The sequence below is a fragment of the Bacillus sp. PK6-025 genome (assembly GCF_056530265.1).
In genome coordinates this window covers 1,208,147-1,224,831 of the sequence record NZ_CP096509.1, presented here as the reverse complement: position 1 = coordinate 1,224,831, position 16,685 = coordinate 1,208,147, and the positions used below count along the sequence as shown (strand labels likewise).

General features: G+C 49.0%; 14 protein-coding genes. 4 read left to right on the top strand and 10 right to left on the bottom strand.

The genetic code is table 11. The features are described 5' to 3' along the window. Positions 1-6: 6 nt before the first annotated feature. The 6 genes from M1D67_RS06170 to M1D67_RS06145 form a co-directional block, all read right to left on the bottom strand. Entirely contained in the window at positions 7-1,350 is a 1,344-nt protein-coding gene (locus tag M1D67_RS06170; RefSeq protein ID WP_020450901.1) for a lysine N(6)-hydroxylase/L-ornithine N(5)-oxygenase family protein, read from the bottom strand. Further along, positions 1,325-1,879, bottom strand: coding sequence for a GNAT family N-acetyltransferase (locus M1D67_RS06165; RefSeq protein ID WP_144497771.1), 555 nt, complete (start codon positions 1,877-1,879; stop codon positions 1,325-1,327). Before M1D67_RS06165 ends, M1D67_RS06170 begins: the two co-directional genes overlap by 26 nt. Continuing rightward, entirely contained in the window at positions 1,876-3,639 is a 1,764-nt protein-coding gene (locus M1D67_RS06160; RefSeq protein WP_144497770.1) for an IucA/IucC family protein, read from the bottom strand. The genes M1D67_RS06165 and M1D67_RS06160 overlap by 4 nt, the downstream gene beginning before the upstream one ends. Next, positions 3,636-5,147 (bottom strand): pyridoxal phosphate-dependent decarboxylase family protein, encoded by a 1,512-nt coding sequence (locus tag M1D67_RS06155; RefSeq protein WP_479831669.1) that lies wholly within the window; start codon positions 5,145-5,147, stop codon positions 3,636-3,638. Before M1D67_RS06155 ends, M1D67_RS06160 begins: the two co-directional genes overlap by 4 nt. After that, complete coding sequence (locus M1D67_RS06150) at positions 5,131-6,477, bottom strand: aspartate aminotransferase family protein (RefSeq protein ID WP_035338991.1); 1,347 nt, start codon at positions 6,475-6,477, stop codon at positions 5,131-5,133. Before M1D67_RS06150 ends, M1D67_RS06155 begins: the two co-directional genes overlap by 17 nt. 285 nt (positions 6,478-6,762) lie before the next feature. Continuing rightward, positions 6,763-8,235, bottom strand: a complete 1,473-nt coding sequence (locus M1D67_RS06145; protein ID WP_101561220.1) for an aminotransferase-like domain-containing protein — start codon at positions 8,233-8,235, stop codon at positions 6,763-6,765. A gap of 98 nt (positions 8,236-8,333) precedes the next feature. Here M1D67_RS06145 and M1D67_RS06140 point away from each other — a divergent pair, with 98 nt between their 5' ends. From M1D67_RS06140 to M1D67_RS06125, 4 genes are all read left to right on the top strand, one after another. After that, complete coding sequence (locus M1D67_RS06140; protein WP_224066925.1) at positions 8,334-8,939, top strand: LysE/ArgO family amino acid transporter; 606 nt, start codon at positions 8,334-8,336, stop codon at positions 8,937-8,939. A gap of 104 nt (positions 8,940-9,043) precedes the next feature. Then, on the top strand, positions 9,044-10,513 hold the full coding sequence (locus M1D67_RS06135; protein WP_023856625.1) for a spore germination protein: 1,470 nt from the start codon (positions 9,044-9,046) through the stop codon (positions 10,511-10,513). A 6-nt stretch (positions 10,514-10,519) separates the two neighbouring features. Then, complete coding sequence (locus tag M1D67_RS06130) at positions 10,520-11,638, top strand: GerAB/ArcD/ProY family transporter (RefSeq protein ID WP_026579920.1); 1,119 nt, start codon at positions 10,520-10,522, stop codon at positions 11,636-11,638. Next, positions 11,635-12,723, top strand: a complete 1,089-nt coding sequence (locus tag M1D67_RS06125; protein WP_144497767.1) for a Ger(x)C family spore germination protein — start codon at positions 11,635-11,637, stop codon at positions 12,721-12,723. Before M1D67_RS06130 ends, M1D67_RS06125 begins: the two co-directional genes overlap by 4 nt. A 150-nt stretch (positions 12,724-12,873) precedes the next feature. Here M1D67_RS06125 and iolX read toward each other — a convergent pair whose 3' ends face one another. The 4 genes from iolX to M1D67_RS06105 all read right to left on the bottom strand — a co-directional run bounded on the left by iolX (position 12,874) and on the right by M1D67_RS06105 (position 16,619). Continuing rightward, on the bottom strand, positions 12,874-13,902 hold the full coding sequence (gene iolX / locus M1D67_RS06120) for a scyllo-inositol 2-dehydrogenase (RefSeq protein ID WP_023856622.1): 1,029 nt from the start codon (positions 13,900-13,902) through the stop codon (positions 12,874-12,876). A 167-nt stretch (positions 13,903-14,069) separates the two neighbouring features. Beyond that, a complete protein-coding gene (locus tag M1D67_RS06115) occupies positions 14,070-15,113 on the bottom strand; it encodes a LacI family DNA-binding transcriptional regulator (RefSeq protein WP_479831668.1) in 1,044 nt (347 codons plus the stop codon). 56 nt (positions 15,114-15,169) lie between these two features. Continuing rightward, a complete protein-coding gene (locus M1D67_RS06110; protein WP_020450889.1) occupies positions 15,170-15,727 on the bottom strand; it encodes a GNAT family N-acetyltransferase in 558 nt (185 codons plus the stop codon). A 28-nt stretch (positions 15,728-15,755) separates the two neighbouring features. Continuing rightward, positions 15,756-16,619 carry a helix-turn-helix transcriptional regulator gene (locus M1D67_RS06105; protein ID WP_145624396.1) on the bottom strand — a complete coding sequence of 288 codons (864 nt, stop codon included), beginning with the start codon at positions 16,617-16,619 and terminating at the stop codon, positions 15,756-15,758. Positions 16,620-16,685: the final 66 nt, after the last annotated feature.

The window sequence follows — 16,685 nt, the reverse complement described above, 5'->3', positions numbered from 1 at the left end:
CCTTTATTAGCCGTTTGGCACCGCGGTTTTTTCGGTGATTCCTGTTCCGAATGTCTGGAAAACCGTTTTGTGGCTGACGTTGTATACTTCTCTCCCGGCTAGCTGATTGATGATCACCGAGTTCCGGTAAGCGCCGAGTCCCAGGTCAGGCGCTCCGACGCCGTGCGTGTGCAGCTCTCCGTTTTGAACGAAAATATGGTTTTTTGATGTTGCAGCTGTCACCAGTCTATAGTCGCGCGTAATGACATAGCGGCCGCCCGCGTCCTTTTCAATCAGGCTGTCAACAGGTGCCAGACACTCCGGCAGCCTCTCTTTATAGCCCGTCGCCAGGACGACCACATCTGCCTGCCGCTCAAACCGTTCTTCATTCACCCGGTTTGCGCAGTGCAGAATCAGCGTTTCTCCATGCTGTTCGATCTGCTTGACTTCTGTCATGGACTGAAGATCAAAAGCCGCTTCCCGCCCTCCGCAGGTCCGCTCATACAGAAGATGATAAATATCGCTGATCGTCTTCGCGCTGATTCCTTTATAAAGGAGATCCTGCTGCGTTAGCAATTCATCTTTTTTCCACTGTGGAAGCTGATAGAAAAAATCGATATAATCAGGCGAAAAATATTCGAGCCCGAGGTTCGAATATTCCATCGGGAAGAAGCCTTTTGAGCGGGTGAGCCAGCTGACATGCTCCGCTTCATCTTCACCGACGAGGTCATAAAACACCTCGGCTGCGCTTTGACCGGAGCCGACGACGGCCACCCTTTTCCCTTTAAATCCGTCGGGCTTTCTCATTAAATACTCAGCTGAATGGAACACCGAGCCTCCCAAAGCGTCTGAGAGCGTTTCGGGAACGTGCGGGCCCGTCCCAATGCCAAGCGCAACATGCCTCGTGTAATAAACGGCTTCCCCGCCGTTTTCCCGATTCACGACCCGCACTTTAAAAAGCGCCTCCGGATTCGATTCAATGAGCGATATGCTTTCAACATTCATCCCGAAGCGGCACGAGTCAAGCTGTTCTGCCACCCAGCGGCAGTAGTGGTTGTATTCCTTTCTCGGAATATGAAAGTCTTCCAGAAAATAAAAAGAATACAGACGGTTATGCTGCTGGAGATAGTTTAAAAAGCTGTATTCGCTTGTCACATCGGCCATGCTCACCAAGTCGGCCAAAAACGGCACCTGCAGTGTCGTCCCTTCAATCAGCATGCCGGGATGCCAGTTAAAGCTTTCATTTCGTTCAAAAAACAGCGCATTAATCTCAGGCACGGAATCGGCTAATGCGGCAAGACCGAGGTTAAACGGCCCGATGCCGACGCCGATGACATCATATACATCAGTGGCTCTCTTTGTAGAGTTCATCTTTTTTCCCCTTTTCAAAAAAACGTTCTCGTTCGCAAAACATCAATAATCCGGTTTTATCAGGGAGATTCACAGGTTTAATCGGGCGAAACCCGCATTTTTCAAAAACATGAATCATTTTTTTGTTGCGGATATCCGGCTCTGCGATGACCTTTTTTGTGTTAGGCTCGGCAAATTGCATACAGACCATCGCTTTTAAAAGCGGAAGGGCCAGCCCTTTTCCCAAGTACTCTTTTTCTCCGATCAACAGGTGGATGCCCTGGTCAAAAGGTTCATTGTCAAAGTGGTGTTCAATGACGTCCCCCTTGACCCAGTACGACTCCCAGTAGCTCATGGGCACACCGTCGATAGAGCCGATGTACAGCGTTTGGTGGGGGTCTGTGATGGCCTTGTGAAAATGGTCTTCAAATTTTGCAAACGGCATGTTTAAATGCCAAAACGGGATGACGTGCTCCTCCTGCATCCAGCGATAGACGAGCGATACGTCTCTTGCATAGTCCGCTTTTTGAAATGTGATCCGGTCATTCATTGGACGGCCGCCGCCTCCTTTAACAGCGGATTGCCGACAGACGTATAGCGAGACTGGGTTTCAAGCGAGCCCGTCAGCTCATCCATGTCGTAAAATCTCGTCAGCAGATTGGCCTTGCACGGAAGCTCCGAAAACCGAAGCAGGCTGTCCGTCAACTCAGTGATGCCGTAAATGTGTTCCGCTTTTTCAAGCCGCTCTCTGATCATGGACAGGAGCGTTTCTTCCCGGATCAGCCCTTCGCAGCCAAACCCGTTCACCAGCCCAAACAGATGGTTGAAGAAGAAATAATAGCGCAGTCTCTCAACAGCCACGCCGTCCGTGCAGATCGTCTCGCTCCTTTCGCTCAAGTCTTCGATCAGCTTGGAAAGAATCCCGGCTTTTGATTCGCTGTAGTAATAGCCTTGATTATCCCTGTAGTAAAACGTCTCCGGATAGCCGTTTTTTAAGCGGATAACGGCGTTTTGCTGGTGCGCTTCAATCGCCAGCCCGTATGTTTCAAACAGCCATAAAACAGGCTCTAGCGAAATGGATAAATATTTGTCAAACCAATCAATGCTCACTTCTTCCGTTGTCCGCCCTTCTTTTAACGCCAGCCCGCGGATCACAGAGGACAGCCGTGACTCTTTCCCGAAGGCGTGATCTTGGCAAAGCCCGGCGACCAGACATGCAGAACGGTCGTCTTCATAAAACGGATTCTCCCTGATCACGACTTCAAAGCCGGACTCCCCGTTCTCCCCCCGAATCGAGATGTAGGCAGGATCTGTGATAACGCGAAAGCCCGGAAACTCCTGTTTTAACCTTTGACCGAGTTCTGTCTGAAGCAGCCGGGCCATTTCAACACCTCTGTCCAATTCTTTCTGCTTGTTCACACGAAGCGAATTCGTGATTTTGATCGGGACTGAGAATTTGTACATATAGCGCGAGTGCTTGCTGTAAACCGTGCGGACGGAGGATGTCGCCGTGAACGTCCTGCCCTTTGCACCGAGATATGTAAGGAGACCTTGATCGATCAATTTTTGAACATACGGCTCCTCCAGCAAAGCTCTCGCCTGGAGCGGGTGTGCGGGAAGAAGCGCAAAATCCGGATCGGCCGTTTGCTCGTCTAGCCACGCATTATCAATCATCGGGTCGTTTCTCAATTCCTCTTGTATGACTAGCGGCGCTTTTGTTCCTGTACTTGAATCGTGCAAAACGAGCGAGGCATGCGCCTTAAAGTAATGAAGCTGAAACTCCCCTTTCAATTCAGGTGAGAAAATGTTTTCCTCTTCAGGTTTCATGCCCTGCCTGCTTTTTGGCGTCGGGTGCATCAGATGACCGAGCAAGAGCGACTGCTCCGCTTCGATAAACGTAAAATCAGCGCGGCTAAGCTCATTTTGATCACCGGCCCGTTCTTCCACATAACGGCTGATATTGCGGCAGCTCAAAATGACTCTGAGCAAGAATTCATCCTCGGCACCCCCGCGGTTTTGCTGAAGAAGCAATTCTTTTGAAGCGAGGGAGACGAGCGTGACATAGTCGAGCGGAAGCGGCTTGTTTTGGGTTGTTTGATAGTAAAGCGGAAATGAGAAAAGGTGCCTTCCCGTCTTCGACCAGTACTTGATCGGAACGATCAGCTCGATTTGCTGGCGTTTTAGCGGAACAATCAGCGTTTTTTGAGAGCCGTCCGCGATCTCACGGGTTTTGATGCCGGTTTCACGCAAATAGCAATTTAAAAAACTTTGAATCGTAGCGTTTTCTGCTATTTCTTTAAATGAACTCATCTTGTTACCCTCCTGCTATTCGTATAAAGACTTGCCAGCTCTTGAATCCTGCCGAGAATGTCGTCAAGATCCGAAAGCGTCGTCCGCGGATTCAGCAGCGTGAATTTTAAATACGTTTTCCCGGCTGCTGCCGTCTTGGCGATCACCGCCTGTCCCGTTCTGAACAATTCTCTGTGGATACATTTATTCAAACGGTCGTTCTCTGCGTCGTCTTCTGAGGCGAGGTAGCGGAAGACGACAGCGTTCAGTTCAGGGTGCGGATTTAGCAGTTCGAACCGATCGCTTGCTGAGATTTTTTCCGCTGTCGCTTCGGCCAATGCGAATGTCCAGTCAATCATCTCTGCGAATGTATCTACTCCAAGCACACGCAGCGAGACAAACAGCTTTAAAGCGTCAAAGCGCCTCGTCGTCTGAATCGATTTATTGACGAGATGAACGATTCCCTCCGCTTCATCCTCTTCAGGATTTAAATAATCGGCATGATAACCAATCAAGCGGAAATGCCTTCTGTCTTTGACAAGAAAAGCGCCGCAGCTGACCGGCTGATAAAACTGCTTGTGGAAGTCGACGCTGATGGAGTCGGCCCTGTCGATACCGGCCAATTTATAGCGGCGGGTTCTGCTCAAAATCAACGCCCCTCCATACGCGGCATCAACGTGAAGCCAAAGCCCGCCGGCATGCGCGGCATCCGCAAGCTCGGAAAGCGGATCGATGCTTCCGAAGTCCGTCGTACCGCATGTGGCAACAATCGCAAATGGATGTAAGCCCGATTCCTCAAGCAGCGTTGTTTTTCGCTTTAAATCGTAAAGGCTCATCCGCTTTTCATCATCTGTATCGACGAGTACGACGGCGCGCTCTCCAAGTCCGAGCTGGGAAGCCGACTTTTTCACGGTAAAATGAGCATCCTTTGAACAGAGGATCCGCAGCCTGTCCGCTTCCGGCGGCAGTCCGTCCTTCTGTACGTTCCAGTTCCACTGCTTTTCACAGAAAGCATCGCGGGCCAACAGAAGTCCCATGTAATTAGACTGTGTGCCTCCGCTCGTAAATGTTCCGTCAGCATCCTTTCCGTACTCGAACTTTCGGCAAAGCCACTGCACCATTTCTTCCTCGATCAATGAAGCCGCTCCGCTTTGATCAAACGAATCCATCGACTGATTCAGCACACTGATCAGCATCTCTGCAGCGAGTGCCGGGATGAGCGGCGGACAGTGCAAGTGTGCGGCGCATTTTGGATCTTCAACATGAATCCGGTGCGGCAAATAGGCTTCTTTTAGATCAGCGAGAACATCCGCAAGCGGTTCTCCCGCTTCCTTAAACGAAAACAAGTTTTTAATTTCGTGCTTTAATTCATTCGGCATCTTCCCGCTGTAGGGCTTCATTTTATTTTTCCAATCGGCCCACAGCGTCTCTACAGCGGCCTCGGCCGCGTCACGGTATGCTTTGATCCCCTGTTCGCCGTTGTACATAAACAGGGAATCAAAGTTTTTCTGTTTACTTGACTGCTTCATAGACGGCCTCTCTGAAGATCGTGATGATATCGTCGATTTGCGCCTCTGTTACGATGAGCGGCGGCAAGAAGCGGATCACGCTTCCATGGCGTCCTCCCGTTTCAACGATCAGTCCTTTTTCAAAGCATTTTCTTTGAATCACGCTTGCAAGCTCCGCATCAGCCGGATAGCTGCCGTTTGCGTTTTGTTTTTTATGCGGTGCGACAATTTCGGCGCCGATCATCAGCCCCCGTCCCCGGACATCACCGATTTCAGGAACGTGTTCCTGAATGTCTTGCAATTCCTGCATGAGCTTCGCGCCGACTTTTTCTACATGTGACAGTACATCGTGCTCTTTTATATATTTTAACGTTGCACTTCCAGCCGCCATCGCCATCTGGTTCCCTCTGAATGTGCCGATATGCGCCCCCGGTCCCCACTGATCAAGGTCTTGATCATAGATGACGACAGACAGAGGGAGGCTTCCGCCGATCGCTTTTGAAAGGACGATGACATCCGGTATAATGCCGGCATGCTCGAACGCAAACATTTTTCCGGTTCTGCCGATGCCGGTCTGCACTTCATCAATGATTAGAGGGATTCCGCGTTCTTTTGTGATCCTTCTCATTTCTTTTATCCATTCAGCCCGAGCCGGAACTGAGCCTCCTTCTCCTTGTACGGCTTCAAAGATCATCCCGGCCGGCTGTAAAATTCCGCTTTCCGGATCATCCAGCATATTTTCGATATATGCGCTCGACAGCTTGTGGCTCGCCTCTCCTCCTCTTCCAAACGGGCAGCGGTATTCATACGGATATGGCAGGAAATGCACATCAGGCATAAGTCCCTGGACATTTTCCTTTGGAGATAAATTACCGCTCAGCGCCATCGTTCCATGAGTTGCACCATGATAGGCACCGTGAAACGACAAGATGGTTCTTCTCCCCGTTGCCGTTTTGACAAGCTTGAGAGCGGCTTCGATCGCATCGCCGCCGGTCGGACCGCAAAACTGAATCTTCGCCCGTTTGGCAAACGCCTCAGGAAGGCTTGCAAATACTTCGCTGACAAACTCTTCTTTGATTTCCGAAGTGATATCAAGCGTGTGCAGCGGGCGTTTTTCATCAAGCATTTTTTGAATCGCTTCAATCACAACTGGATGATTATGACCAAGCGCAAGCGTCCCCGCTCCTGCCAGGCAGTCATAATATTGCTTTCCATCCGCATCAGTCACCAAGACACCTTCCGCGGTTTGCATGGCGAGCGGAAATCTTCTCGGATATGAACGCGCATTAGACTCTCTTCTATTTTGCTGCTCCAAAAACACTTGATTTTTAGAACTCGTTTGTACAGGCATAGAAAGCATTCCTCCAATTGATAAAGATTATCATTTTCAATGACAAAAAAAGTGTATATTTTGTGACACCGGCATGTCAATAAGATTCAGAAAAATAGGGCGTTTCTCACAATGAGGAAACATGAAGATTTCCTCTACTGCAAATCCAGCTGCTAATATGAATCAATAGTTCCTTGAATGATATGTTAATGGGATTTTTTGGACTGTTTTTAAATAACCCGAGGCCTGAAATAAAAAGGGGCGGCTGCTGAACGTCGATTTTTCAGCAGCCGGTACAGCCGGGACTCACATGAGCTTCCCGGCGAGTTCTGCGATCGTTTGAATGCCGTAGCGAAGCTCTGGCAAAGAGGCGTACGAATAGGACAATCTGATGCTGTATTTAGCTTCTTTATCGTAGAGAGTGCCGGGATTGATGAGGATGTTTTTCTGTAATGCTTGTTCGAACAAAGCGCTGAGCGAGAGCGGCTTTAGAAATGTGACCCAAATGTAAAACCCGCCTGAAGGCTTTTCCCAGCGGGCGATTCCTCTGCAATAGGTCTCAAGACACCGGAGCGCCTCATCCCGCCTTCGTCTCAGTTCACCTTTGATCCAGCTGAGATTTTCATCATAAAGTCCGCTTGAAAGCCACTTTGCAGCCACCCATTGCGACAATGAACTTGAGCCGTAGTCAGTCTGCATTTTAATATCGGCCAGCCTCTCGATGACGGGCTCCGGGCCTGCGACCCAGCCGATGCGAAGGCCGGGGCTGACTGTTTTCGATAGTGTACTGACATAAAGAATGCTGCCTTCTCTGTCCATGGCCTTCAGCGGCGATGACGGCGGACCGTCAAGCCGCAAGTCGCCGTATGCGTCATCTTCAATAACCGGGAGCGACAGCCGTTTGCTCATTTGAATCAGCTCGCGCTTCCGGTTTTCCGACATCAGTTTGCCCGTCGGATTGTGAAATGACGGAATCGTGTACAGTAAATCGGCGCCATGCCGTTTTTTTACCGCCGGAATGACGGACGGGTCTAATCCCCCGCCATCCATTGGAAGCCCGCAAAGCCGCATGTCCATCGATTGAAAAACGTGCAGCGAGTATAGGTATGACGGCTTTTCCGCCAACACGACGGCTCTCCGCTTCAAAAGGCCGATCGATATGAGCTGCAGCGCTTGGAGCGCTCCGGAGACAATCAGAATCGAGTCGGCCGATACACGCACACCCTTCCGGCCCAGATGCTCCGCCAGCACCTCTCTTGTATAGCGGCTTCCTTTCGCTTCTTCATACCCGAGCATCAGCCTATCAGACGGTGCGCGGCGAAGAATCTCTTCCATCTGTTGATAGGGCAGCAGTTCAGGCGCTAATTCACCTGTGCCGAGCCTGATGATCCCTTCTGTAAACTCCTGCCTGTTGATTTCCTGAACCGTCATTGAATTGGGACGGTGAATTCCCGAACGTACATAACTCGTCCAGTCAAGCGGCGGCCCCGCCGTCAATTGTGACCATGTTTGATTGGCCACCTTTGTGCCTCCGCCCCGGTTGCCTTCAAGAAATCCTTGGGCTGTCAGCTCGTCCAGAGCCGCGGTAACCGTGCTTCTATTCACTTGAAAGATAGATGCCAGCTTGCGTTGTGAAGGGATTTTCGTCCCGGCCGGCCATTCGCCCTGTAAAATCTTCTCTTTTATGATCTGTTCGATTTGCTGGTATAACGGAATGTCTGAATGTCTGTTCAGCTGTCTGTTCACTTCATGTTCAGCTCCTTTTTTAAAAGATAGCATTTGGCTGGGCAATTAGACCAGCCAAATGGCCGGAGACATTCCCCGCTTCTTACTCTACAATAAAACGGATGTTTTGAATGAAAGGGGTTTTTACAGTCATGAACGCAGTTATTCACGGAATGATTCTCGCTTTTGGACTGATCTTGCCGCTCGGCGCGCAAAATGTCCTGATTTTTCAGCAAGGGGCCGCATCATCGAGCATTTGGCGTGTCTTGCCGCTTGTGATCTCCGCATCGTTGTGCGATTCCCTCCTGATTATACTGGCAGTCACAGGTATTTCCGCGGCTGTCGCCGGCCTTCCTGAAGTTAAATTTGTCCTTTTGACCGGAGGATTTTTGTTTCTCATTTATATGGGATGGATCACATGGAGGAGCAAACCGGCGGTAGGAAACGCGTCCGAAGCTATGCCGCCCAAAAAGCAAATCGCTTTTGCTGCGGCCGTATCGCTCTTAAATCCGCACGCCTTGCTCGATATCGTCGGCGTGATCGGCACCAACTCTTTAGCGTATGAAGGTGCGGATCTTTGGCTGTTCACCTGTGCATGTATGATCGTTTCGTGGCTATGGTTCCTTGGACTTGCCGCAACGGGAAGACTTCTCAAACAGCTCGATTCACAGGGGATCGTCATGACCTTGTTCAATAAAGGATCTGCGGCTGTCATGTGGGGGCTTGCCGCCTACCTCGGCGCCTCGCTGTTTACCTGATCCTGCGGGAACGCGGCTTCTGTCCGCATAAACCTGAGAAGCAGCGAGCACAATAAAGACAATCCGGTAACCCGGCAATGATCAATCGCTGATGAGGGATGTCCATGTTTCGAAAATATAAAAGAAAGGGAGCCGGATTGCGGAGCGCTCCCATTACGAAAGATGCCCTTCTTGACGCCACCGCCGGTATGGCTGATGCGGTGATCGAAGAGCATGAAACAAAAGGCGGACAAAAAGCAGTATTTTACTATTTACATACCATCATTGATCGGGTCATGCTGCAACAGTCGATCATCAGGCCTCTGATCATGAGCGCCGAAGAAGAGTCAATATATCGCTGTTTAAAAACCTTTGTTTTGCACGTTGAACCGATCGTATCTTTAGAAACCGCAAAGGAGTGGCTGATGTCCGGTTCGATCATCATCCATGATCCGGACAGGCAGCAGTGGTTTGCCATTCCCATTGAAAATCGGGTCGGCCGGCAGATCGAACCGTCTCAAACCGAAACGGTGATGTACGGTCCGAAAGACAGTTTTACCGAGCAGCTCGACGTCAATCTTTCTTTGCTGCGGCGCAGGCTGCCTTTAACCAATTTAAAAGCGGAAAGGCTGACGGTCTGTTCGCTCAGCAAAACATCTGTTGTTATCGTTTATATTGCCGGATTAACCAATCCGGAATTGATTGAGGAAGCCAGAAAAAAAATCGCGGAAACCGATTTTGACATGATCTTCGATTCCGCACAGCTCACTGAATTGATTGAAGATCATCATCATTCGATTTTTCCGCAGTTCCAGCAGACCGAGCGTCCCGACATTTCCGCATACAATTTAAGCATTGGCAAAGTCGCCATTTTGGTCGATCAGACGCCGTTTGTATTACATGCACCGATCACGTTTTTTCACCTTTTTCACTCCGCTGAAGATTATACGACGCGCTGGCCGGTTGCCAGCTTTTTTAGAATGCTGCGCTACGCCAGTTTTTTTCTGTCTATTTTGCTCATCCCTTTTTATGTGGCTTTGTCGACTCATCATTATCATATGTTTCCGCTCCAGATCCTTTATGTGCTGATCGAATCAAGGAGCAAAGTGCCGTTCACCCCGTTTTGGGAAGCGGTTCTTATGCTGCTCGTCATTGAAATTATTAAGGAAGCCAGCGTGCGGATGCCGACAAAATCAAGTTCAACATTGGGGGTTATCTCGGGGATTGTGATTGGAGAAGCAGCGGTGCAGGCGGGCTTCGTCAGCAAAGTGCTAATCGTTTTGGTCGGCATCTCAACGGTCGCGTCATTTTTGGTGCCTAACTACATCGTAGCTAAAGGGCACACTTTGATTCATTTTACGATGCTCGTGTTCTCCGCCTGCCTCGGTTTTTTCGGATTGATCTTCGGAATGATCGGACTGTTTGTTCATTTGAACGGGCTTACTTCTCTCAAGCAGCCTTATTTTGCGCCGATTACTCCGTTATATTGGCGCGATTGGCTCGATCTTTTTATACGAAGTCCTTTGATCTGGCTGAAAAAGCGCCCCGAATATCTGCATACCTTGCAAAAATGGCGGTACGTTAAAAGGAGATGAAGCGGCTTGAGTTCTTTTCAATTATTTCACAAGACACGGCCTCTCGGCGGAATTTACATCGCCCTCATCGCCAACCGTATGCAAGTTCTTTTTTTCATCTTGGTTCTGCCGATGTATCTGGTTCACCCTTACATGATGTTCGTTATGCTCGCTGTCGGAATGCTGTCACAGTTCAACTTGTACCTGTTGTCCAAATGGCTGTCTTCTCCAGCGGCCGCAAAAGGCTATGAAGGCTTTGCCGCTCTCTTCGGCGAACGCAAGCTGCGCTTTTTTATCCTGATCGGCTTAATTCAGCTCGCGTTAAAGATCGCGATCATGATCACAAGCTACGCCGAAACGGTGAGACACTTCATCTTTCCCGCCATCAATATCAACTGGCTTGTGATCTTGATTCTGGTGATCAGCGGATATGCGGCCTCCCACGGCATGGAAAATACGATGCGATTTGTCATCATTGCCTTTATGTCATCATTTTGGATCGTGTTCATTTTTATCAGGTTTTATATCCCCCCGATCGCTTCCTTGACCGATTTATATCCGTTGATTCCTTTTGACTGGACTGAACATTCTTGGAAGGCGCTGCTCGTCATGTGGTCTTCTTTTTCCAGTCCCGAGTATTTGATTTGTCTGGCTCCATGGTTCAGCAAGGAAGCTAATGTGCTGAAATGTTTATCGGTCGGTAATGCGATTTCACTCTTCGAATATTTGTTTTTGTTTATCGGTGCATTATTTTTCTACGGCTCCTCTTATTTGCTGGAAACCATTTTTCCGGTGATAAACATGCTCCGCTATTTGCAGTCGCCGATTTTGGAGCGGATCGATACGTTTCTACTGTCTGCCCATATGTTTCATTTTGCGTTTGTAATCGCGATTTTTTTACTCTGCTTTTACGGAGGCCTCCGCATTTTGTTTAAAAGAATGGCCAAGCCTGTGACGCGAAGAGGATTTCTGTTCAGCTTCCTATTGCTCATGGGATGTTCGCTCGTGTTAAGCACTTGGTTTTGGCAATCCGGAAAGCAGCAAGATATGTGGTTTTTGATCGAAGTATCCATCGGAGCCGTCACTTACGCATTGACTCCGGCTATTCTTGTCATCGCCGGAAAACGAAAGGGGCGCATGCAATGATCAACGGGAAACGTCCCATATTAAACGGCTGTATCGCACTTGTGATTTTCATGACGATTGAGGGCTGCTCTCCATTTGTTGAAAACAATGAGATTGAAGAAATCTCACCGGTTACCTTTTGGTATATCAAAGAAGGAAAAAAAGGAAAGATCTCAATGAGCACCACCGTCCCTCCGGTGGGCCTTGAAAAGAAGCGGCTATTCAGCACCGAAGTCAATATGATCAAACAAGTCGGCAAGCGATTTAATTTAAATTATTACAACGAGCTGAAAAACGGGCAGCTGAGAATGGTGATGATCGAAGAAAATCTCGCCGACAAAGGCATACTTCCGATTATCAACACGCTTCTGTCAGACCCGAAAATCGGCCCTCGCCTTTATCTCATCGTCGTCAACGGCGATTTTGACAAATATATACTGAACGAATTGAAGCAAAGCGAGAATTTTGACTTTTATCTTTATCAGACGTTAAGGCATTTTGAAAGAGCCAACCAGGGTGAAATGAGCATCGTTAACCTGCATCAATTCAAAAACCAGCTGTACACCCACTATTCAGATCCTTACGTGCCTGTTTTCAGAACCGATGGTAACCAGTTCACATATGAAGGAACAGGACTTTTCCGAAACGACAAATTCGTGAAGACACTGACCGGCATAGACGATCAAATTTTTCAGCTGCTCAACAATAACAGGTATCTGAAGTTCCTCACGATTCCCAACTTGTCAATCATAATCGGCCAAGCCCGCTCAACCGTCACATTTGACTTAAATCAAAACAATACAGCTTTATCAATGAAAGTCAGCATAAACGCGGGCATTGAAGAATACACAGGCGACAAAAACCTGCAGGATCAAAGCGAGTTCAGCGCACTTGTTCATGATGTGGAATCCGAATTGGAAAAGAAAACAACGGACATGATAAAGGACATGCAAAACATTCGGGTTGATCCGCTTGAAGTCGGCGGTGAAGCGCTGTTTCCGTTTACGAAGCCGATGAGCGACAAAGCGTGGCTGCATCGTTGGGAGAAGATGGATGTCGAGGTGGACTATCAGGTGAATCTGAGACCGAATCTGAATGTGCAATAAGGGGCTTGCAGTTGATTGAAAACGCTGAGAGAAAGGGCGGCATCGGGCGGAGAAATGCTTTCTTCCGCCCTTCTTTCTGTTGATCCTATTGACCGCAGGATGATCTCCGGCATACTTTATCTTTATCACAGCCCGTTTATGAGCCCCGTTTCATACCGTAAGCTGTTTCGTCTGATACTGAATCTTGACGGTCTTGCCTGTTGACCAGGATTCTGTGGCCGCAAGCGCGATTTCCAGATTGACTGCCGCATCCACTTCAGTCACAATCGGTTTCGTTTTGTTGCGAACACACTTGGCAAAGTGCTGCATCTCTAAGCAGTACGCTTCATGGAACCTCGCCTGGAAATCCGGAATGATATTATAGCTGCTCCCCTGCCCGGTCCGCACGGTAACCGCCGGGTTCCGCAGCGTCCCGATGAAGATGCTGCCGTCCGTCCCGATAATTTCGGCGCGTATATCGTGGCCGTAAGACGAATTGCGGCTTGCTTCCGCATCACCCGCCGCCCCCGAATCAAACTCCATATAGGTGAGCGCTTGATCGACATCATGGCATCCCGGCATGAACGCGTGCTTCAAAACCCTTCCGTGGCCGGAAACCGAAGTAATTTCAGCCCCCATTAAATAACGCGCGATATCATAATCGTGAATCGAACAATCGACGAAAATACCGCCGCTTTTTTTAATGAATTCGGCCGGAGGAGAGCCAAAATCGCGCGTGAACCCTTTATAATAGATCGGTTTGCCGATTTCTCCGGCATCGATCCTCCTTTTGGCATCCGCATAAGCAGGATCAAACCGCCTCATAAACCCCACCTGGCAAATCACGCCCGTTTCTTTGACTTTAGAAATGACTTCAATCGATTCTTCAAGATTTAATGTCAGCGGCTTCTCGACGAAAATCTGTTTGCCGCATTCGGCCGCCTGTTTGATCACTTCGGCATGGGTAGATGTCGGTGTAACGATGACGACGGCATCAATTTCTGGATCGTGGAGACATTCAAACGGATCTTCAAACCACTTTTCAACACCCAGTTCGGCGGCAATCTCCCTCGCCCTCCCCTCTGCCGGATCGGCCACAGCGGCTAGCAGGACCCCGGGCACCTCGGTTTTGAGGTTTTTCGCATGGTAATAGCCGAGCCTTCCGAGCCCTAATACGGCGCATCTCACTCGTTCTGTCATTTTCTTCTCTCCCTTCTTACATATTGAAAGCGCTTTATTAATCAGAGAAAGCGCTTGCTCATTTCAATTCTGATTTTACCCTGTATTTATTTTATCCGCAATGCTTTTTAGGATTTAACGAGAGCAAGCGCTTGCTCTTATTTTTTAAAAAAAGAGCGTTTTTTCTGTCAAAACCCGCTCTTTTCTGCATGTGCATCTTTTTTAAATGGAGGTGCCGTCGACTGTCTGACGACAAGTTCAGGCATGAGAATGATTTTGTTTTTCGAACTTTTCTCGCCGCTGATTTCTTCGGCCAGCAGCTCGGCCGCACGGCAGCCCATTTCTTCAATCGGCTGCGACACTGTCGTAAGCGGCGGATCGGTCATTTCGGCTAAAAACGTATTATCAAAGCCGATGACAGATAAATCCGTTGGAACTTGGAGCCCCCATTCCCTTGCAGTCTGAATGACTCCGCACGCAAGCACATCATTCATGGCGAAAACGGCGGTCGGAATGTTGCTTTCGAAAATCTGAGCGGCTGCTTTTTTGCCGCATTCCAGGGAAAAACCGGTACCGGCGATGAGCGATTCATTCACTTTGATGCCGGCTTCATCCATCGCTTTTTGGAAGCCTTTCAGCCTGTCTTTTTCTCCGGTTGTCGATCCGTCGCCGGCGATGCAGGCGATTGTCTTATGGCCGAGCGAAATTAAATGCCGCGTCGCTAAGTATCCGCCCATAAAATCGTCGATGACCACGACATCCAGCGGAACAAGGGCGCGGTCCTGAGAAATCATCACGAGCGGTATGCCCTCTTTTGCAATATCCTCGAGCGCATCCATGCTCTCCTGATTTTCGATGCCGGTCGCAAAAATGATGCCGTCGACGCTTTTTTGCTTGAGCACCGAGAAATACGTTGCCTCCTTTTTCGGATCGCGGTCGGTACTGCATATCATCATGCTGAATCCAAGCTCGCCCGCCCGCTCTTCAACGCTTTTGGCAAGCTCTCCGAAAAAAGGGTTTGCAATATCGGGCGTCAACAGGCCGATAATGTTCGTGCGCTTTCCGGTAAGCGCAGAAGCGTGAACATTCGGCTGATAATCGAGTTCTTTCATGACGGCATGCACTCTTTGCCTTGTCGACCTGCTGATTCTCCCGGTATTGTTGATCACCCGGGAAACCGTGGAAATCGAAACGCCTGCCGCTTCCGCTACATCATAAATGGTTTTTTTCATTTTGGTCCCCTCTAGTCCGCTGATGAAAGATATCTAATATTACATTATAGAGCGTGTCAGCTACCGCCGCAAATCAGCTCCCACTCCTCCCGCAATATTCCGTATCTGATTGAATCATAATAGACTCCGTCATAATATCTGACTTTGCGAATCCGGCCTTCCATCTTAAACCCCGCTTTTTCGGCGCACCTCATCATCCGCCTGTTGCCGGACCACGTCGTCATTCCGATTCTCGGCACATCGACGTTTTCAAATAGGAAGCCGACCCATAATTCTACGGCTTCCGTGCCGTAACCTCCGTTCCAGAACCGCGGATCATAGATGCCGATCCCGCATTCCAGCCAGCGTGTCGGCCGGCACTCCCAATAGTAAGAAACGGTTCCTTTCAGCTCTCCTTCGATCTCAATCGCCAAATAGCGCGGCGGTTTTTCTTTTAAAGCCGGCACAAAAGAGTCGAGAAAATATTGAAACGGTTCGGGCTGAAGCGGAAAATAAGGGGCATCCCATTTTTTCCATTCAGGGTTTCGGGTTCCGTAAATCATTCTCCATAATCCGGGCAGGTCATCCATTGTGATCGTGCGCAGCTTTACTTTTTCACCATTGATGGATGCCAAACTTTTCTCCTCCTATGCTTTGAAAATATCACTCAATATTTCTCTTCATCATCTTTCTGTATTCAACAGGCGAAATCCCTTCTATTTGTTTAAACAGCTTTGAGAAATAAGTCGGATCATCGATTCCGACTTGTTCGGCAATCGATGACATTTTGTCGTTTGTCGAAGAAAGGAGCCGCTTCGCTTCAAAAACCTTCGCCTTATTGGCGTATTGGCCCGGTGTGATGCCGAACGCCTTTTGCATGCAGCGGGTAATGTAGTCCTGGTGATAGTGAAGGGCAGCCGAAAGCTGCTCCATGCTGAGCTTCTCCTTATAGTGGCGATCGATGTAATGCTGCGCTTCGGATGCCACACGCTCACTCGCCGAAGGAATGTGGAACGCCTCCTTCTGCAGGTGAATCAGCAGCTCTTCGAACAAGAGCTGCTTCCGAAGAGGCAGGTCGGAATTTTGGGCGGAATCGTCAATCAAACGTCTAAACTGCTGTTCAATAAACGCTTTTTGGTCGATCTTTCCCTTTCTCGGAATCTTTAAATGATATAATGTCGGCGTTTCAAACGTCCCCTTCTTCAGCTTGAGCTCGGTCCAGTTCTCACCTCCCTGCTGTGCAAAGCCATAAGACGGCTCCTGAAAGTGCAGCCAAAAATAGCGGGTATCGTCTTGACAGCCTTGGTGTCCATAATGCTCAAGCCCCGGTACAAGGATGATATATTCCCCTTCCCGGATCTGATGGGAGTCGCCGTCCTCAGTCAAAAATAGTTCCCCCTGTATTACATATAAGAGATCAAACACGGAATATTCACGCCTCACATGCTTTTCCCCTTTTTTGAACAGTCCTTCTCCGCCGGTAATCAACACAGGGAGCGGCGGAATTGTAAAGATGATATGTTCCATGTTCTCTCCCCTTTTCATCAAGTCGTATTTCTCCAAGAAGTATCGGTTTCGTCTCTTCTTATTATA

Bases quoted from the DNA above. Each gene is read 5' to 3' on its own strand.
- M1D67_RS06170 (WP_020450901.1), bottom strand. From the start codon at position 1,350: ATGAACTCTACAAAGAGAGCCACTGATGTATATGATGTCATCGGCGTC.
- M1D67_RS06165 (WP_144497771.1), bottom strand. From the start codon at position 1,879: ATGAATGACCGGATCACATTTCAAAAAGCGGACTATGCAAGAGACGTA.
- M1D67_RS06160 (WP_144497770.1), bottom strand. From the start codon at position 3,639: ATGAGTTCATTTAAAGAAATAGCAGAAAACGCTACGATTCAAAGTTTT.
- M1D67_RS06155 (WP_479831669.1), bottom strand. From the start codon at position 5,147: ATGAAGCAGTCAAGTAAACAGAAAAACTTTGATTCCCTGTTTATGTAC.
- M1D67_RS06150 (WP_035338991.1), bottom strand. From the start codon at position 6,477: ATGCCTGTACAAACGAGTTCTAAAAATCAAGTGTTTTTGGAGCAGCAA.
- M1D67_RS06145 (WP_101561220.1), bottom strand. From the start codon at position 8,235: ATGCTATCTTTTAAAAAAGGAGCTGAACATGAAGTGAACAGACAGCTG.
- M1D67_RS06140 (WP_224066925.1), top strand. From the start codon at position 8,334: ATGAACGCAGTTATTCACGGAATGATTCTCGCTTTTGGACTGATCTTG.
- M1D67_RS06135 (WP_023856625.1), top strand. From the start codon at position 9,044: ATGTTTCGAAAATATAAAAGAAAGGGAGCCGGATTGCGGAGCGCTCCC.
- M1D67_RS06125 (WP_144497767.1), top strand. From the start codon at position 11,635: ATGATCAACGGGAAACGTCCCATATTAAACGGCTGTATCGCACTTGTG.
- iolX (WP_023856622.1), bottom strand. From the start codon at position 13,902: ATGACAGAACGAGTGAGATGCGCCGTATTAGGGCTCGGAAGGCTCGGC.
- M1D67_RS06115 (WP_479831668.1), bottom strand. From the start codon at position 15,113: ATGAAAAAAACCATTTATGATGTAGCGGAAGCGGCAGGCGTTTCGATT.
- M1D67_RS06105 (WP_145624396.1), bottom strand. From the start codon at position 16,619: ATGGAACATATCATCTTTACAATTCCGCCGCTCCCTGTGTTGATTACC.